Annotated in this window: 16 protein-coding genes; all 16 read left to right on the top strand. The window is 47.5% G+C overall.

Annotated features, from left to right (window positions below):
* Window positions 1–361: 361 nt before the first annotated feature.
* The 16 genes from BBI11_RS07660 (at window position 362) to recN (ending at window position 17,077) form a co-directional block, all read left to right on the top strand.
* On the top strand, window positions 362–2,920 hold the full coding sequence (locus tag BBI11_RS07660; RefSeq protein ID WP_068462055.1) for a vitamin B12-dependent ribonucleotide reductase: 2,559 nt from the start codon (window positions 362–364) through the stop codon (window positions 2,918–2,920).
* 494 nt (window positions 2,921–3,414) lie between these two features.
* Complete coding sequence (aroQ, locus tag BBI11_RS07665) at window positions 3,415–3,855, top strand: type II 3-dehydroquinate dehydratase (RefSeq protein ID WP_068462057.1); 441 nt, start codon at window positions 3,415–3,417, stop codon at window positions 3,853–3,855.
* 5 nt (window positions 3,856–3,860) lie between these two features.
* Window positions 3,861–4,919: a M24 family metallopeptidase gene (locus BBI11_RS07670; RefSeq protein WP_068462059.1), complete on the top strand. Its 1,059-nt coding sequence runs from the start codon at window positions 3,861–3,863 to the stop codon at window positions 4,917–4,919.
* 17 nt (window positions 4,920–4,936) lie between these two features.
* On the top strand, window positions 4,937–5,497 hold the full coding sequence (gene efp / locus BBI11_RS07675) for an elongation factor P (protein ID WP_068462060.1): 561 nt from the start codon (window positions 4,937–4,939) through the stop codon (window positions 5,495–5,497).
* Window positions 5,498–5,623: 126 nt separating this feature from the next.
* Window positions 5,624–6,133, top strand: a complete 510-nt coding sequence (gene accB, locus BBI11_RS07680; protein WP_068462062.1) for an acetyl-CoA carboxylase biotin carboxyl carrier protein — start codon at window positions 5,624–5,626, stop codon at window positions 6,131–6,133.
* Between the two features lie 13 nt (window positions 6,134–6,146).
* Window positions 6,147–7,499, top strand: a complete 1,353-nt coding sequence (gene accC / locus BBI11_RS07685; protein WP_068462064.1) for an acetyl-CoA carboxylase biotin carboxylase subunit — start codon at window positions 6,147–6,149, stop codon at window positions 7,497–7,499.
* A 14-nt stretch (window positions 7,500–7,513) separates the two neighbouring features.
* Complete coding sequence (locus tag BBI11_RS07690; RefSeq protein ID WP_068462066.1) at window positions 7,514–7,906, top strand: Asp23/Gls24 family envelope stress response protein; 393 nt, start codon at window positions 7,514–7,516, stop codon at window positions 7,904–7,906.
* Window positions 7,907–8,071: 165 nt separating this feature from the next.
* On the top strand, window positions 8,072–8,461 hold the full coding sequence (gene nusB, locus BBI11_RS07695; RefSeq protein WP_068465671.1) for a transcription antitermination factor NusB: 390 nt from the start codon (window positions 8,072–8,074) through the stop codon (window positions 8,459–8,461).
* 17 nt (window positions 8,462–8,478) lie between these two features.
* Entirely contained in the window at window positions 8,479–9,354 is an 876-nt protein-coding gene (gene folD, locus BBI11_RS07700) for a bifunctional methylenetetrahydrofolate dehydrogenase/methenyltetrahydrofolate cyclohydrolase FolD (protein WP_068462068.1), read from the top strand.
* Window positions 9,355–9,426: 72 nt separating this feature from the next.
* Entirely contained in the window at window positions 9,427–10,779 is a 1,353-nt protein-coding gene (gene xseA, locus BBI11_RS07705) for an exodeoxyribonuclease VII large subunit (protein ID WP_068462070.1), read from the top strand.
* Window positions 10,780–11,016 carry an exodeoxyribonuclease VII small subunit gene (xseB, locus tag BBI11_RS07710; protein WP_068462072.1) on the top strand — a complete coding sequence of 79 codons (237 nt, stop codon included), beginning with the start codon at window positions 10,780–10,782 and terminating at the stop codon, window positions 11,014–11,016.
* Window positions 11,013–11,891: a polyprenyl synthetase family protein gene (locus BBI11_RS07715; RefSeq protein ID WP_068462073.1), complete on the top strand. Its 879-nt coding sequence runs from the start codon at window positions 11,013–11,015 to the stop codon at window positions 11,889–11,891. The genes xseB and BBI11_RS07715 overlap by 4 nt, the downstream gene beginning before the upstream one ends.
* Window positions 11,892–11,984: 93 nt before the next feature.
* Window positions 11,985–13,892: a 1-deoxy-D-xylulose-5-phosphate synthase gene (gene dxs, locus BBI11_RS07720; RefSeq protein WP_068462075.1), complete on the top strand. Its 1,908-nt coding sequence runs from the start codon at window positions 11,985–11,987 to the stop codon at window positions 13,890–13,892.
* Window positions 13,889–14,734, top strand: a complete 846-nt coding sequence (locus BBI11_RS07725) for a TlyA family RNA methyltransferase (protein ID WP_068462077.1) — start codon at window positions 13,889–13,891, stop codon at window positions 14,732–14,734. The genes dxs and BBI11_RS07725 overlap by 4 nt, the downstream gene beginning before the upstream one ends.
* Before the next feature lie 177 nt (window positions 14,735–14,911).
* A complete protein-coding gene (gene ahrC, locus BBI11_RS07730) occupies window positions 14,912–15,361 on the top strand; it encodes a transcriptional regulator AhrC/ArgR (RefSeq protein ID WP_058380870.1) in 450 nt (149 codons plus the stop codon).
* An 18-nt stretch (window positions 15,362–15,379) separates the two neighbouring features.
* The gene (recN, locus tag BBI11_RS07735; protein WP_068462079.1) at window positions 15,380–17,077 is read left to right on the top strand and encodes a DNA repair protein RecN; all 1,698 of its coding nucleotides are present in this window, start codon (window positions 15,380–15,382) and stop codon (window positions 17,075–17,077) included.
* Window positions 17,078–17,110 lie beyond the last annotated feature (33 nt).

Here is a 17,110-nt window from a genome sequence, read left to right on the forward strand (position 1 = left end):
TTATAAGAGATAAGGTGACGGATATTCAATGGCTATGTTACAGTAATCTGGGCAAATCAGAGACAATCTTGTGAAGCTTGTGCACTGAAAGCTTGCCATTGCAGGCACTTTCACTTGTCAAGTGCCTGCAACGGGAAAATCAATCGATTTTTGCGCTGCATTATGCGAACATACGTGTCTTTTGTCTCATTTTAACGAGAGTCAAAACGCCGAAACCTTGCCGTTACTCGCTTGTTCGGCCGCTGACATTTTCCATCAGAAAAATGTTATTGCGACTGAGTTTCAATATATAGTATCATGGGAATTGTAATAATACTATATATAGTGTTAACTCCATATAATACAAAGGAGGATTTGTCAAATGGTTTCCGCCACACAATCCGAATATACATTAAACGTCGAGTCCCTGAACAAAGACATTGAATCGTTCCCGCAAGTCCACGCGGTAACAAAAGATATGAAGCAAACCCATAAAGGCGTGTCGCGCCTAGTCATGATCGACCGGTATTCCTTCAAGGATACTAGCAAAAGCACATTAAAGCCGGGTGATTTTGTCGTCTTAACAGTCAAAGAAGACCCGAAATTTCCAGCACGTGGCCTCGGCTACATTGTCTCGATCGACGAAGCGGCGAACAAAGCGCGCGTGTGGATCGAAGAAGATTACCGCAGCGCTATCGACAACCCGGCTGAAGTCGAGCAAGGCATCGTCAATCGGCCAATTGATGTCATCGAAAAGCCGCTTGAAGTATTTTATGAGCAAATCGCTAAACGCAATGCCACCGGGCTTTCGGCAGTCGAGAAAACGCCTGAGAAACAAAGCGAATGGTTCACAAGATTTTACGAGCAATTGGTCAACTTGAACTTTGTTCCTGCGGGCCGTGTGCTTTACGGAGCAGGCGCAGATACAGACGTTACGTATTTCAACTGCTACGTCATGCCATTTGTTGCCGATTCGCGCGAAGGCATCTCAGACCACCGCAAGCAAGTCATGGAAATCATGAGCCGCGGGGGCGGTGTTGGTACGAATGGATCGACACTACGCCCACGCAACACGCTCGCTCGCGGAGTCAACGGCAAATCGTCTGGTTCCGTTTCTTGGCTTGATGACATTGCGAAACTAACGCATCTTGTCGAACAAGGCGGTTCACGCCGCGGGGCACAGATGATCATGCTTGCTGACTGGCATCCGGATATTGCTGAATTCATCATTTCCAAAATGCAGAATCCGCGCATCTTGCGCTATTTGATCGAAAACACAGAAGACGAAACGATCAAACGCCTGGCAAATGACAAATTGAAGTTCAAGCCCTTGACCGAGCAGGAAGAAGCGATGTATCAAGGCTTGCTTAACTACAGAACAATTCCAGGCATGGGCGGGTTCAATGAAAAAATCATGCGCGATGCCGAAACGAAATTGCGCGACGGGGGCACATATGCTGTCCATAATGAAGAATTTTTGACGGGCGCCAATATTTCCGTCACCTTAACGAAAGACTTCATGGAAGCGGTCGAAAAAGACGAAGATTTCGAGTTGCGCTTCCCGGCAGTCGAATCATATTCCAAAGAAGAGATGGCCGTCTATAACGAAGAATGGCCTAAAATTGGCGATGTGCGCGAATGGGAAAAACTCGGTCATCAAGTCCGCACATACCGTGTGATCAAAGCGCGTGAGCTTTGGAACTTGATCAATGTATGTGCAACTTACTCCGCAGAACCTGGCATCTTCTTTATCGATAACGCCAATGAAAAAACAAACGCCACCGCATACGGCCAAAAAGTCGTAGCAACGAACCCGTGCGGCGAACAACCATTGGCTCCTTATTCTGTCTGCAACTTGGCAGCCGTTAACTTGGCGCGCTTTGCGGATCCAAAAACGAAGCAAGTCGATTTTGAAGCATTGAAAGAAACGGTTCGCGTCGGCGTTCGCATGCAGGATAACGTCATCGACGCAACACCATACTTCTTAGAAGACAATCGGATCCAAGCACTAGGCGAACGCCGTGTTGGCCTTGGTGTTATGGGCCTTGCTGATTTGCTCATCTACTCGGACCGCGAATACGGTTCTCCAGAAGGCAACGAGCTGGTTGATGAAATCTTCAAGACGATTGCTGTCGCAGCGTACGAAGCCTCGACAGAGCTTGCTGAAGAACGAGGAAGCTTCCCATTCCTTACTGGTGAAACAGACGCTGAAACGGAAAAATTGCGCCGCGCCTTTACGGAAACGGGCTTTATGCAAGGCATGCCAGAAGAAATCCGCCAAGCAGTGCTTGATAAAGGGATTCGCAACTCTCACTTGTTGACAGTTGCGCCAACCGGTTCGACTGGCACAATGGTCGGTGTTTCGACCGGTCTTGAACCGTACTATTCCTTCACGTATTACCGCAGCGGCCGCCTCGGAAAATTCATTGAAGTGAAAGCGGACATTGTTCGTGAATACTTGAAAAATAACCCGGACGCGGATGAAGACAACTTGCCGCAAGCGTTCATTACATCCATGGACTTGGCGCCGGAAGCGCATGCCGACGTGCAATGCATCATCCAGCGCTGGATCGATTCCTCGATCTCGAAAACGGTCAATGCCCCGAAAGGCTATACCGTCGAACAAGTAGAAGGTGTCTATGAACGACTCTATAAAGGCGGTGCCAAAGGCGGAACGGTCTATGTCGATGGAAGCCGTGATTCCCAGGTACTGACCTTGAAGGCAGAAGATAATACTTTTGAAGAAGAGCATACCGAAGAAGATACGGGCAAACGCCCTGTTGTCTTGATCGACACGATTCAGGACTTGCGTTCAACGAATGTCACGATCGGTTCGGAAGTTGGCGATACGTGCCCGGTCTGCCGCAAAGGGACCGTCGAAGAAATGGGCGGATGCAATACCTGCACCAATTGTGCGGCCCAATTGAAATGCGGCCTGTAATACAAAACTTCAAATAGCCGGAGTAATATTCTCCAGTGAAAAAAGCGGAAGCCAAAATAGGCTTCCGCTTTTTCAGAGTGTTGAAGAAGTCCAAAATTTGCTCTCATTTATGAAAAAGAAAACCTTTTTCTATATCCAACTATTAATAAGCTTTCTAAGTATTTGGAGAAGCGGTCGCTCGACTCCGGTGGGACCAGCGGGTTTGAGATACCCCGCAGGGAATGAATGAGCGAAGCTTGACTGAGTTCATCCATTTGCGAGGCTTGAGCATAGCGAAAGTGGAGCAAGCCGAGGAGGCTCGATTCCCGCCCCACGGAAAGCGAGCGATAAGCTTCGGAAAATACGACTTTATTACTTTCTCGACAGCCTGAAAAAAAAGCGGAAGCCAAAATAGGCTTCCGTTTTTTTGTTTATGTACTTGCCGCCTTGCGACTTGATGCTTATTGATCGTATGCTAAAATGGAAAAGGATAGCCAAGGAGGGGGTGCAAGGGCATGAGAGTCCTAGTATTAAACGGTCCCAATTTAAATCGTCTCGGCAAGCGCGATAAACAAGCCTATGGCAGTTTCACCTTGCAAGAGCTGGAGCAGGAACTGGCCGCGTTTGCAGACAGCGAAGGCTTCGAGTTGATTTGCCGGCAGTCCAATCATGAAGGGGAACTGATCGACTGGATCCACGGTGCGGATGACGATGGCGTATCAGGCATTGTCTTAAATGCCGGCGCTTACACGCATACGAGCATCGCAATTCGCGATGCTATCGCGTCGATTCAAGTGCCGGTCGTTGAAGTACATATTTCCAATATCCATGCACGTGAAGCATTTCGCCACGAATCCCATATCGCGCCGGTAGCTATAGGCCAAATCGCCGGTTTCGGTAAAGATGTATACCATCTAGGGCTGCAGGCACTTTTGCTTCGACAACAGAAAGGATGACATTGATGAAATTGACGAAACTGCGCGAACAAATGCAAAAGCAGGAACTAGATTCCTTGTTAGTGACCAATCCGTACAATCTTCGTTTTATTACAGGCTTCACCGGAACGGCTGGGCTTGCGCTCATCACGCCGAACGACGCGTGGTTCATCACCGACTTCCGCTATACAGAACAAGCCGGTGAGCAAGTGAAAGAATTCAAAGTGGTCCAAGCGCAAAAAGGTTTGCTTGATGAAGTGGCGCGCATCGTTCAAGAAGCAGCAGTTGAACGTTTGGCATTCGAACAAGATTATATGACCTTTGCGACTTACTCACAATATCAAGACAAATTAACCGCAACACTAGAACCGGTAAGCGGCTTGATCGAACAGCTGCGCATGGTAAAAGCTCCGGAAGAAATCGACGTGCTGAAAGCGGCGGCGAAAATTGCTGATGATGCATTCGAACACATCTGTACATATATCAAACCGGGCATGACAGAACTACAAGTATCGAACGAATTGGAGTTTTTCATGCGTGAACAAGGCGCAACTTCTTCGTCCTTCGATATCATTGTGGCATCTGGCTTGCGCTCCGCATTGCCTCATGGTGTCGCATCCGACAAAAAGATCGAACAAGGTGACTTGATTACACTCGATTTTGGAGCTTTATACCAGGGCTATGTATCGGATATCACGCGCACGGTCGCGGTCGGCGAACCATCCGATAAGCTAAAGGAAATCTACAAAATCGTCTTGGACTCTCAAGTGTTGGCGCTAGAGAAAATCAAACCAGGCATGACGGGCATCGAAGCAGATGCGATTGCCCGCGATTACATCAAGTCTAAAGGCTACGGCGAAGCGTTTGGCCATTCGACAGGACATGGCATCGGCCTTGAAGTCCATGAAGGTCCCGGCTTGTCGTTCCGTTCAGAAACGGTACTAGAGCCGGGAATGGCTGTCACTGTCGAACCTGGCATCTATTTGCCGGGGATTGGCGGAGTGCGCATTGAAGATGATATACTGATAACCGAAACGGGGAATGAGCGCTTGACGCATTCTTCAAAAGAGCTACGCATTTTATAACAAACGGAGGAACTATAATGATTTCAGTAAACGATTTTAAAACAGGATTGACCATCGAAGTGGATAACGATATTTGGCGCGTCATGGAATTCCAGCACGTTAAACCAGGTAAAGGGGCGGCGTTTGTCCGTTCGAAACTACGTAATTTGCGTACTGGAGCGGTCAATGAAAAAACTTTCCGCGCTGGCGAGAAAGTAGCAAAAGCCCAAATTGATAACCGCAAAATGCAGTATTTGTATGCTAATGGTGATATGCACGCATTCATGGACAACGAAACATACGACCAAATCGAATTGCCGGAAAAAAGCATCGAGTATGAATTGAAGTTCCTGCAAGAAAACATGGACGTCCAAGTGATTCAATATCACGGGGAAGTGCTCGGTGTCGAATTGCCGAACACGGTTGTTTTGGAAGTGGCTGAAACAGATCCGGGCATCAAAGGAGATACGGCGAGCGGCGGATCAAAACCGGCGATTTTAACGACTGGGCTTTCTGTCCAAGTGCCGTTTTTCATCAATCAAGGGGATAAACTAATCATCAATACAACCGATTCTTCATACGTCTCACGTGCCCAATAAGTAAGAAAGGCCTCTTTTAAGGGGCCTTTTTTTAAAATGTCGGGCTTGCTATTTCAAAATGATTCGAAAAAGTCTAAAATGGGAAAGTAGCTAAAAATCATTACATAACAGGGGAGTAGGTATTCTATGAAAATCCAGGAAATTCGCGAAATTATTAAATTGGTGGATCAATCTTCTATCGACGAATTCAGCTATGAATTCGATGGTGTGAAAGTCAAGATGAAGAAAAATTCATCTAACCCTTCACAACCAGCGGTCCAATCCAAAGTGGTGGAAGCGCCTGCACAAACACCTGCACCATCCGCTCCAAAACAAGTCGAATCAGTTGAATCGGCACCGACAGAACAGCCGGTACAATCGGAAACGGCAGAGGCTGGAAATGCTTCAAACGAAGACTTGCACAAAATCCTGTCACCGATGGTCGGCACGTTCTATCAATCGCCATCACCAGAAGAAGAGGCTTATGTGGCTGTCGGAACGAAAGTTTCTGCAGATCAAGTTGTCTGCATCGTTGAAGCGATGAAGCTCTTTAACGAAATTGAAGCAGAAGTGGATGGGGAAATCGCTGAGATCCTAGTCAAAGACGGCCAATTGGTCGAATACGGTCAGCCTTTGTTCCTCGTAAAAGCAAATTAAGGAGGGGCTGACAATGATGAAAAAAGTATTAATTGCCAACCGCGGAGAAATCGCCGTACGGATCATCCGTGCCTGCAAAGAGCTCGATATTCAGACCGTAGCGGTTTATTCAGAAGCGGATAAAGAAGCGCTTCACGTTGAACTGGCGGATGAAGCGTATTGCATCGGCCCGAAACTATCAAAAGACAGCTATTTGAACTTTTCCAATATCATCAGCGTGGCAAAATTGACGAATTGCGACGGCATCCATCCGGGATATGGCTTCCTCGCTGAAAATGCGAGCTTTGCGGAATTGTGCGAAGCATGCGATATCATGTTCATCGGCCCGACAGCAGCAGCGATTTCGAAAATGGGCACAAAAGATGTAGCTCGCGAAACGATGCGCGAAGCGAACGTACCGGTTGTTCCGGGCTCTACAGGAATTGTCGGCAGCGAAGAAGAAGGCTTGGAAATTGCCGAAAAAATCGGTTTCCCGGTCATCATCAAAGCAACAGCGGGAGGCGGAGGTAAAGGAATTCGCGTAGCAAGAACACGCGAAGACTTTGTCAAAGGCCTCAATATGACGCAAAAAGAAGCAGCAGCAGCTTTCGGTAATCCCGGCGTTTATATCGAGAAATTTATCGAGGATTTCCGCCACATCGAAATCCAAGTATTGGCTGACTCGCATGGCAACGCCATTCACCTCGGTGAACGTGATTGTTCGATTCAGCGACGCATGCAAAAACTTGTCGAAGAAGCGCCATCTCCTGCCTTGTCTCCGGAATTGAGAGCAGAAATGGGCGAAGCGGCTGTAAAAGCAGCACAAGCAGTTAATTACCGCGGTGCCGGAACGGTTGAGTTTATTTTTGATGCCGTCAACCAAAAGTTCTATTTCATGGAAATGAATACACGAATTCAAGTCGAGCATCCTGTCACTGAAATGATTACCGGCATTGATTTGATCCAACAGCAATTGAAAGTCGCTTCAGGCGAAACACTCGCTTATAAACAAGAAGATGTGACCTTTAAAGGCTGGTCGATTGAATGCCGCATCAACGCTGAAAATCCGTTGAAGAATTTCATGCCTTCAGCCGGCCGTGTAGACATGTACTTGCCGCCGGGCGGAATGGGCGTGCGCGTCGATTCAGCGATGTATTCAGGCTACTCAATCCCGCCTTATTATGATTCTATGGTGGCGAAGCTCATCACATTCGCCGATACGCGCGAAGAAGCGGTGTCCAAGATGAAACGTGCGCTCGATGAGTTTGTCGTCGAAGGCGTCTTCACGACCATTCCATTCCATCTTCGCCTCATGGATCACGAGGTGTTCAAATCCGGGGACTTCAATACGAAATTCCTGGAAAAATACGATGTAATGGGCTCTTGAGGAGGAATAATCAAATGGCAGAAAAAGTAATCCCTTATGTAAAAATGAAATCCCCCGGCGCACAGGATCTTGGAAATATCGAAGTCGCGCCGGAAGTGCTGGAAATAATCGCGAGTATTGCTGCGACCGATATCGAAGGCGTTGCCAGTATGCGCGGCAATTTTGCATCCGGCGTTGTTGAACGACTGGGCAAAAAAGTCCATGGCAAAGGCATCAAAACCGAATTATCGGATGAAGGCTTGGCAATCGATGTTTATTGTGTCGTCGATTTTGGGGTATCGATCCCGAATACGGCCAAAAAAATCCAGGAACAAGTCCGCCAGACCTTAGAGACGATGACTTCATTGCAGACGCAAGAAGTGAACGTGCACATTACCGGTATACGTTTCGACCATCCCCAGGACTGATAAGCAGGCTGCCCGGACATGCTGATGCATGTTCCGGCCAGCCTTCTTTTTATGGATCTTGCAGTCACTAGGGCGATTTGTTGGAACATTTCAAACTTGGAAGTTCCGTGCGATTACCTGTATAATGGGTGGATAATCAGCTTGAAAAAGGAGACCGGAATTATGATGAAACGACACGAAGCACGGGAAAAAGCGCTTCAGACGCTATTCCAGCTCGATGGAACCGAATTGACGATCGCAGAAGCAATGGAACATGTCATGGAAGGCGAGACAGACCAGTTCTATAAATCGTTAGTAGAAGGTACGAACAGTAAGCAACAGGAAATTGACGATAAATTGAAGGGCCACTTGCAAAACTGGTCGCTTGAACGTTTGCCAAAAGTCGAACGGACGATTTTGCGTATGGCCGTTTTTGAACTGGAATATATGGATGATGCTCCTAGCCGAGTCGTTTTAAACGAAGCGATTGAATTGAGCAAAACTTTCGGGGACGACAAGTCAAGCCGTTTCGTCAACGGCGTTCTTTCGAAATTTACTGACCAAACTGCGAACTAATCATTGGAGGAATCTACGTGACTGCTGAATTGATTGATGGAAAAGCCGTTAGCCTGAAAATTAAAGAGCAAGTGCAAAAACGTGTAGAAAGATTGAAAACAAATGGAATCACTCCTGGCCTATCGGTCATTCTGGTGGGCGACGATTCTGCTTCGCAAACTTACGTCAAAAATAAAAAGAAGACATGTGAATCACTCGGCATGCGTTCGGATCTTCATCTATACCCAGCCTCACTCTCTGAGCAGGAACTGCTGGAGAAGATTGGCGAATTGAACAACGATCCGGATATTCATGGCATCTTGGTGCAATTGCCGCTACCTGCCCAGATTGATGAATTCAAAATCATTACAGCAATCGCTCCTGAGAAAGACGTCGATGGTTTCCACCCGATTTCGGTCGGCAATATGATGATTGGCAAAGAGGCGTTTTTACCGTGTACGCCGCACGGGGTGATGGTGCTGCTTGAACATTACGGCATCGACCCAGCAGGCAAACACGCCGTCGTGATTGGCCGCAGCAATATTGTTGGCAAACCGGTTGGCCAATTGTTGCTGCAAAAAGATGCGACTGTGACTTATTGCCATTCCAAGACACCGGACTTGAAGGCGATGACCAAGCAGGCGGATATCATCATCGCGGCCATTGGGCGGGCGAAGTTTATCAGTGCAGACCATATCAAAAAAGGTGCAGTCGTCATTGATGTCGGCATGAATCGCGACGAAAACGGCAAGCTTTGCGGCGACGTCGATTTCGAAGCAGTGCGCGAACAAGCAAGCTTCATCACGCCTGTACCGGGCGGCGTTGGGCCAATGACGATCGCAATGTTGATGGAAAACACTTTGCAGTCGGCTGAAAAAGGATTATCGAAAGACAAAGCTGCCGAAAGCGTGTAAAATGAATAGCAAATAGAGCTGTTTTTCGAAAGAAAGACAGCTTTTTACTTTCTATAGACAGGGGTTGACATTTTGGCGACCGACCCGTACTTAAGTGTTGCAGCATTGACGAAATACATAAAGAAGAAATTCGATGCCGACCCTCATTTGCGTGATGTTTACGTGAAAGGCGAGTTGTCGAACGTTAAAATCCATACGAGCGGCCATATCTATTTCACGTTAAAAGACCAAAAGGCCCGTATGCCGGCTGTCATGTTTTCAGCGCGGGCGAAATCGATGAAATTTCGTCCAGAAAGCGGCATGACGGTGCTGATCCGCGGGGATATCTCCGTCTATGAGGCATCGGGGCAATACCAATTATATGCCCAGTCGATGCAGCCTGATGGCATCGGTGATTATTATTTGGCGTTTGAACAGTTAAAGGAAAAGCTTAACAAAGAAGGCGTCTTCAACGCCGATCACAAACAGTCACTTCCTCGATTCCCTGAGAAAGTGGCGGTCATCACAGCGCAAACAGGTGCTGCGGTGCGCGACATTATTACGACTTTAAAACGTCGTTACCCGCTTGCACAAATCGTGCTGTTTCCGACACTCGTACAAGGACAAGGGGCCGTCCAGTCGATTGTCCAATCGATCCAGCAAGCCAACCGTACCGACAGTGATGTATTAATTGTTGGGCGTGGAGGCGGCTCAATCGAAGATTTATGGGCGTTCAACGAAGAAGCGGTGGCACGAGCGATCCATGACTCAACGATTCCCATCATTTCAGCGGTCGGTCACGAAACGGATACGACCATCGCTGATTTCGTTGCCGACTTGCGTGCTGCTACTCCGACAGCTGCCGCAGAGCTCGCAGTGCCAAGCCGTATTGAATTGCTTGAGCGAGTCATGGGACAGCGACAAATAATGTTTCGTCATATGACAAATGATTTGGAACAGCGCCGCATCCGGTTGACGCAACTGCAAAATTCCTATCCGATGGCTTACCCGGACCGTCTATATAGACCATTTATTGAGCGCATCGAACGTGCTGCGGATGCGCTGCAGCGGGAGACTGTGCTGACAGTTCGGCGCTCAGGCGACCGTTTAACGATGTTGTCGCGCCAATTGGACAACCGCAACCCGAGTGACCGCATCCGCCAGGCCGAACGGGATTTGGCCATTCTCGGCGACCGGCTCGACCAGCGTATCGCCAATGTATTCAATCAGCGGGAGCAACAATTGAAATCTGCTATCCGTACACTGGATGCATTAAGTCCGTTGAAGATCATGGATAGGGGCTATGCGATCCCTTTTAAGCATGGCGAAGTGGTAAAGTCAGTTGATCAACTAGAGCTTGGTGACCAGCTGAGCCTTTCATTGAAAGACGGAGAAGTCAAAACCGTCATCGAAGCAATCGATTCAAAAGAAAAGGAGCGCGACTAAATGGCAGAAAAGAACGTGATGTTCAATGACGCAATGGAGCAATTAGAAGAAATTGTCAAACTTTTGGAGCAAGGCGATGTGCCGCTTGAAGAAGCGCTAACGCTTTACCAAAAAGGTATGGAGTTGTCAAAACTATGCCATGACAAATTGAAAAATGCCGAAACTCAGCTGGTGACGATGATGAAAGATGGAAAAGAAGTTCCTGCTGAGATCGAAGGGGAAGGAAATGCCCAATGAACTTAAGCCAATTCAGAACCCATTATGAACCGATAATTCAGCAAGAGATGGCGGAACTGATCGGTGCATTGTCCATTCCAGAATCCTTAAAGGAATCGATGCATTATTCGCTTCAGGCCGGTGGTAAGCGCATTCGGCCAATGCTCTTGCTCGCGACCATGCATGAACAAGGTGCAGCCCATCCCGATGCCTTGAAAGTGGCGGCCGCAATTGAAATGATCCATACATATTCCTTGATTCATGACGATTTGCCAAGCATGGACAATGATGATTTGCGGCGCGGCATGCCGACCAACCATAAAGTATTCGGGGAAGCGGTTGCCATTCTGGCAGGAGACGCTTTATTAACGTTCAGCTTTGGTATATTGGCGCGTTTGGAAGATGTTTCCGCAGAAGATAAAGTACGGCTTATTGATTTGCTGTCGACTTCAGCTGGTGCAGAAGGCATGGTCGGCGGCCAAGTGCTCGATATCGAAGGAGAAGAAAAACAGCTGACTTTAGAGCAATTGGAACAAGTGCATTTATTGAAAACCGGGGCATTATTAACTTACAGCATCATCTCTGGTGCGATCTTGGGCGGTGCAAACGCCGAACAATTGATGGCGCTTTCAACATTTGGCCGCCATCTTGGCTTAGCCTTCCAGATTCAAGATGATATTTTAGATGTTACGGGCACTTCCGAAGAGCTCGGGAAAACAGCCGGTAAAGATGAAACGAGTGATAAAAGTACGTATCCCGGCATTTTGACCTTGCCAAAAGCAAAAGAAAAATTGGATTATCACGCACAACAAGCGCTCGATGCTATTGCAGGGCTTCCAGGTGAACAACAATTATTGAAGGAATTGACCGAGCTGATCGTCCAGCGAAAAAGCTAAAAATAGGGCTCTTGTTTGTACATTTGCCCTGTCTTGCTATAATATGGGGAGACAACAATACAGGAAAATATAGAAAAAGGTGTGTGATGGCAAATGGATCTTCATTCGATAACTGGTCCATCTTTCCTAAAAGAGCTGAATTCTGAGCAATTAGAGCTTTTAAGTGAAGATATCCGTCGATTTCTGATAGAAAATCTTTCAAAAACTGGGGGGCATATCGGCCCGAACCTCGGCGTGGTGGAATTGACAATTGCGCTCCACCGTGTCTTCGACAGCCCGGATGATAAATTGATCTGGGACGTCGGGCATCAATCGTATGTCCATAAAATCTTAACGGGACGCGCGGATCAATTCGACACGCTGCGTAAATTTAAAGGCCTTTGCGGCTTCCCTAAGCGCAATGAAAGCGATCACGATGTCTGGGAAACCGGCCATAGTTCCACTTCTCTTTCTGCAGCAATGGGCATGGCAGCAGCGCGTGATATTAAAAAAGACAAGAATTATGTTATTCCGATCATCGGTGACGGCGCTTTGACGGGTGGTATGGCTTTTGAGGCTTTAAATCACATCGGCCACGCCCAGACAGACATGACCGTTATTCTCAACGATAACGAAATGTCGATCGCTCCGAATGTCGGGGCGCTGCACAGCGTACTCGGCCGCATGCGCACAGCTGGGAAATACAATAAAGTCAAAGACGATCTTGAGTACTTGTTGAAAAAAGTGCCGGCTGTTGGCGGCAAGCTCGCTTCTACTGCTGAGCGCGTAAAAGATAGCTTGAAATATTTGGTTGTTTCCGGCATGTTCTTCGAGGAACTCGGGTTTACGTATTTAGGGCCAATTGATGGCCATGACCTGGAAGAGCTAGAAGACAATTTGGAATATGCGAAGAAAACAAAAGGACCTGTGCTTCTTCATGTCATCACGAAAAAAGGCAAAGGCTATTTGCCTGCCGAGCAGGATAAAATTGGCACTTGGCACGGAATTGGGCCTTATAAGATGGAAACTGGCGATTTGGTGAAGTCTTCTTCTACGGCTCCTTCATGGAGTGGCTTGATCGCTGAAACTGCCCGTAAATTGGCACGCACTGACGAGCGCATCGTCGCAATCACGCCGGCAATGCCGGTCGGGTCGAAACTCGAAGGCTTTGCTTCTGAGTTCCCTGAGCGCATGTTTGATGTTGGCATTGCCGAACAACACGCGACGACGATGGCCGCTGGGCTTGCGACACAAGGAATGAAGCCGTTTTTGGCTATTTACTCGACTTTCCTGCAACGAGCGTATGACCAAGTCGTGCACGATATTTGCCGCCAGAATCTGAACGTCTTTATCGGCATTGACCGCTCTGGCCTTGTCGGAGCGGATGGAGAAACGCATCAAGGCGTGTTCGATATCGCTTTCTTGCGCCATTTACCGAACATGGTATTGATGATGCCAAAAGACGAAAACGAAGGGCAGCATATGGTCAAAACGGCAATCGATTACAATGACGGCCCAATTGCTTTGCGCTATCCTCGCGGCAACGGCTTAGGTGTAGCAATGGACGATGAGTTAAAAGCCATTCCAATCGGCAGTTGGGAAGTTCTGGAAGAAGGGCACGATGCCGTCATCCTCACTTTCGGCACAACGATTCCAATGGCGCTTCATGCAGCTGAGCAATTGCGCGAACAAGGGATACAAGTCGAAGTCGTTAATGCCCGCTTTATCAAACCTTTGGATGGAGACATGCTTGAATCAATTTTCGGCCGCAATGTGCCGGTTTTGACAATCGAAGAAGCGGTATTGCAAGGTGGCTTTGGCAGCGCGGTGCTGGAATACGCACAGGATAATGGCCATACAGGTGCTGTCATTGACCGCATGGGAATCCCGGATCTCTTTGTTGAACATGGCGATGTCGCTGAGTTGATGGATGAAATCGACCTCAATAGCGACGAAGTGGTTAAGAAAGTGAAATCGCGCATCAATCAAGATGCACAACAGGAGCGGTCGAACGCTCTATGAATAAAGTGAAAAAAGAACGGGTGGATGTCTTGTTAGTCGAACGGGGCATTTGCGAAACACGTGAAAAAGCAAAGCGCGCCATTATGGCGGGTGTTATTTTCTCAGGCAGTGAACGCTTGGAAAAGCCCGGTGAAAAAATCCCGGAAGATGCACCGCTTGAAAAAAAAGGAAACGACTTGCGCTATGTTAGCCGGGGCGGATTGAAGCTTGAAAAAGCACTTACTGAATTCGACGTAACGGTTGCAGGAAAAATGATGTTAGACATCGGTTCATCGACAGGTGGATTTACCGATTGTGCACTGCAAAATGGCGCACGCCACGGCTATGCACTCGACGTCGGCTATAACCAATTGGCCTGGAAAATACGCCAAGATCCTCGTGTTACGGTCATGGAGCGCACCAATTTCCGTCATTCAAAGCCTGAAGATTTCCAGGAAGGCTTGCCGGAAATGGCGACAATTGATGTCTCTTTCATCTCATTGCGCATTATTTTGCCGGTGCTGAAGACCATATTGGTCCCCGGAGGCGATTGCATCGCGCTCGTGAAGCCCCAATTCGAAGCGGGACGTGAGAAAGTTGGCAAAAAAGGAATCGTAAGAGACGCGAAAGTGCATCAAGAAGTGCTTCAAAAAGTGGCGGCTTATGCCGTCGACTGTGGCTTTGAAGTAAGGGCGATGACTCACTCGCCGATTACGGGAGGAGAAGGCAATATCGAGTTCCTGTTCCATTTGGTATCGAATGAACAGGCAGCTAAAAGCGAATTGCCAGATGCGCCTTTAGTGGCATCTGTAGTCGAGAATGCCCATTTGGCGTTTAAGGAAAAAAATACACTTTTACCATAAAAAGGTCAGGGGCTTCGATCCCTGATCTTTTTTTATTATCTTATTAATAAAAACGAGTAAGCTTGGTAGACAAGGGGTAAATAGTTCTAGTGTGGCAGTAAGTTTCCTTGTTTTCGAAGTGATTTAGATGTACGATATAAAGTATCTGGAATAATTATTCACTCAAGGGGGAGCACCATGAATAAAGGACAACGTCATATCAAAATCCGCGACTTAATTTCAAATCGCGAAATCGAAACGCAAGATGATTTGGTCGACTTATTGAAAGCTGCAGGATATGAAGTGACGCAAGCGACCGTTTCACGCGACATTAAAGAATTGCATTTAGTAAAAGTACCGTTGCAAGACGGCCGCTATAAATACAGCTTGCCGGCAGATCAGCGCTTTAACCCGATGCAAAAATTGCACCGCGCGCTGACAGATGCATTCGTTAGCATTGATGGGGCAAGTCATTTTTTGGTCATGAAAACTTTGCCGGGCAATGCCCATGCAATCGGTTCATTGATCGATCATTTAGACTGGGAAGAAATCCTAGGAACCATTTGCGGAGATGATACGTGTTTAATTATCTGCCGGGACGTCGAACACCGTGAAGTATTGAAACAACGCTTGATTGAAATGCTTTAATTAAAGAGGTGGATGTATATGCTGCGAGAATTGGATATCCGCAATTTTGCGATCATTGATACATTATCGGTCAGTTTTACAGAAGGCATGACCGTTTTGACAGGAGAAACCGGTGCAGGAAAATCGATTATTATCGATGCTGTGCATTTATTGGCAGGTGGACGAGGAAGCCAGGAATTTATTCGCCACGGGGCGCAAAAAGCTGAAATTGAAGGCTTGTTCCATATCGACAGTGCGGCGCATCCTGTCCATCGCAAGCTCGAGGATTTTGGCATCCAGGCGAGCGACGGCGATGTATTATTACGGCGTGAGTTGAACGGCAAAGGCAAAAATGTCTGCCGCATCAACGGCAAGCTTGTGACCATTTCCATTTTGCGTGAAGTGGGGGCTGCATTGATTGATATCCACGGCCAGCACGAAACCCAGGAATTGATGGATGAGAAACAACATTTACATTTATTGGATCAATTTTCCGGGAAACTTCTGACCAAAGCAAAAGAAAGCTATAATCATACGTTTGAAAAATATACAAAACTAAAGCGAGAATTTGCGACTTATAACGAAAACGAGCAACAGATTGCCCAGCGTATTGATTTGCTGACATTTCAATTGCGTGAAATTGAAGAAGCCCAGCTTGTGCCCGGCGAAGAAGAAACCTTGCTCGACGAACGTAAACGCTTGCAGAATTTCACCAAAATTTACGAATCGATCTCACAAGCTCATGAAGCGATTCAAGGAGAGTCGAAAGGACTTGATTGGGTCGGCAATGCCATGAGCGAACTGGAGCATGCCGCATCAGTCGATGAACAATTCCAAGAGGCTTCGGAATCGGTGGCAGGGGCGTTTTATCAATTGCAGGACACTTCGACAGAAATCAAGCGCATCTTGGATCAATTGGAATTCGATCCGGAACGGCTAAATGACATCGAACAGCGCCTTGCTTTATTGCAATCTTTGAAACGTAAATACGGCGCGTCGGTTGAAGATATGCTGTTGTATCAAGAAGAACAGACGGATGAACTGGATAAACTGCTGAATCGCGACCAGCGTTTGCGCCTCGATCAGGAAAAACTGAAGGAATTGACCGAGGACTTGCGCATCGAAGCGGAAGAATTGACGATGCTCAGAAAACAAGCGGCCACCAAATTATCGAAAGCGATTATGGAACAATTGAAAGAGCTCCATATGGGCAAAGCGTCATTCGCCGTCCAATTCAATTTGCTGCCTAAAGGCAAATTCGACCGCTTCGGCCAGGACAGCATCGCGTTCCATATTTCGACGAATGTCGGGGAGCCGTTGAAAGCGTTAACGAAAGTGGCATCAGGCGGCGAATTGTCGCGTATGATGCTGGCGCTGAAAACGATTTTCTCCAAGCACCAAGGCATCACTTCGATCATTTTCGATGAAGTCGATACAGGAGTCAGTGGCCGGGTGGCGCAGGCGATCGCTGAAAAAATCGCAGCTATTGCCCGCCATTCACAGGTGCTGTGTATTTCGCATCTGCCACAAGTCGCCGCTATGGCAGACCAGCATTTGTTTATCGAGAAAAAAGTATCAAAAGACCGTACCACGACTGCGGTGAAAGAACTTGCAGGGCGTAAGCGTACGGAAGAAATGAGCCGCATGCTGTCAGGGGCAGAAATCACTGAACTAACTTTACAGCATGCTGATGAATTGCTGACTTTGGCAAGGGACCGGAAGTTGTTGATGAAATAAGGGTCCGGAGCCTGTCAATTAGGAGAGAAAAAT

The sequence above is a fragment of the Planococcus maritimus genome (genome assembly GCF_001687625.2).
Lineage (GTDB): Bacteria > Bacillota > Bacilli > Bacillales_A > Planococcaceae > Planococcus > Planococcus maritimus.

What these genes read in the sequence shown, in the direction of transcription:
- BBI11_RS07660 (WP_068462055.1), top strand. Translation starts at nt 362, where the DNA reads ATGGTTTCCGCCACACAATCCGAATATACATTAAACGTCGAGTCCCTG.
- xseB (WP_068462072.1), top strand. Translation starts at nt 10,780, where the DNA reads ATGGCAGAAAAGAACGTGATGTTCAATGACGCAATGGAGCAATTAGAA.
- aroQ (WP_068462057.1), top strand. Translation starts at nt 3,415, where the DNA reads ATGAGAGTCCTAGTATTAAACGGTCCCAATTTAAATCGTCTCGGCAAG.
- nusB (WP_068465671.1), top strand. Translation starts at nt 8,072, where the DNA reads ATGAAACGACACGAAGCACGGGAAAAAGCGCTTCAGACGCTATTCCAG.
- BBI11_RS07690 (WP_068462066.1), top strand. Translation starts at nt 7,514, where the DNA reads ATGGCAGAAAAAGTAATCCCTTATGTAAAAATGAAATCCCCCGGCGCA.
- efp (WP_068462060.1), top strand. Translation starts at nt 4,937, where the DNA reads ATGATTTCAGTAAACGATTTTAAAACAGGATTGACCATCGAAGTGGAT.
- accC (WP_068462064.1), top strand. Translation starts at nt 6,147, where the DNA reads ATGATGAAAAAAGTATTAATTGCCAACCGCGGAGAAATCGCCGTACGG.
- BBI11_RS07715 (WP_068462073.1), top strand. Translation starts at nt 11,013, where the DNA reads ATGAACTTAAGCCAATTCAGAACCCATTATGAACCGATAATTCAGCAA.
- accB (WP_068462062.1), top strand. Translation starts at nt 5,624, where the DNA reads ATGAAAATCCAGGAAATTCGCGAAATTATTAAATTGGTGGATCAATCT.
- ahrC (WP_058380870.1), top strand. Translation starts at nt 14,912, where the DNA reads ATGAATAAAGGACAACGTCATATCAAAATCCGCGACTTAATTTCAAAT.
- BBI11_RS07670 (WP_068462059.1), top strand. Translation starts at nt 3,861, where the DNA reads ATGAAATTGACGAAACTGCGCGAACAAATGCAAAAGCAGGAACTAGAT.
- BBI11_RS07725 (WP_068462077.1), top strand. Translation starts at nt 13,889, where the DNA reads ATGAATAAAGTGAAAAAAGAACGGGTGGATGTCTTGTTAGTCGAACGG.
- dxs (WP_068462075.1), top strand. Translation starts at nt 11,985, where the DNA reads ATGGATCTTCATTCGATAACTGGTCCATCTTTCCTAAAAGAGCTGAAT.
- recN (WP_068462079.1), top strand. Translation starts at nt 15,380, where the DNA reads ATGCTGCGAGAATTGGATATCCGCAATTTTGCGATCATTGATACATTA.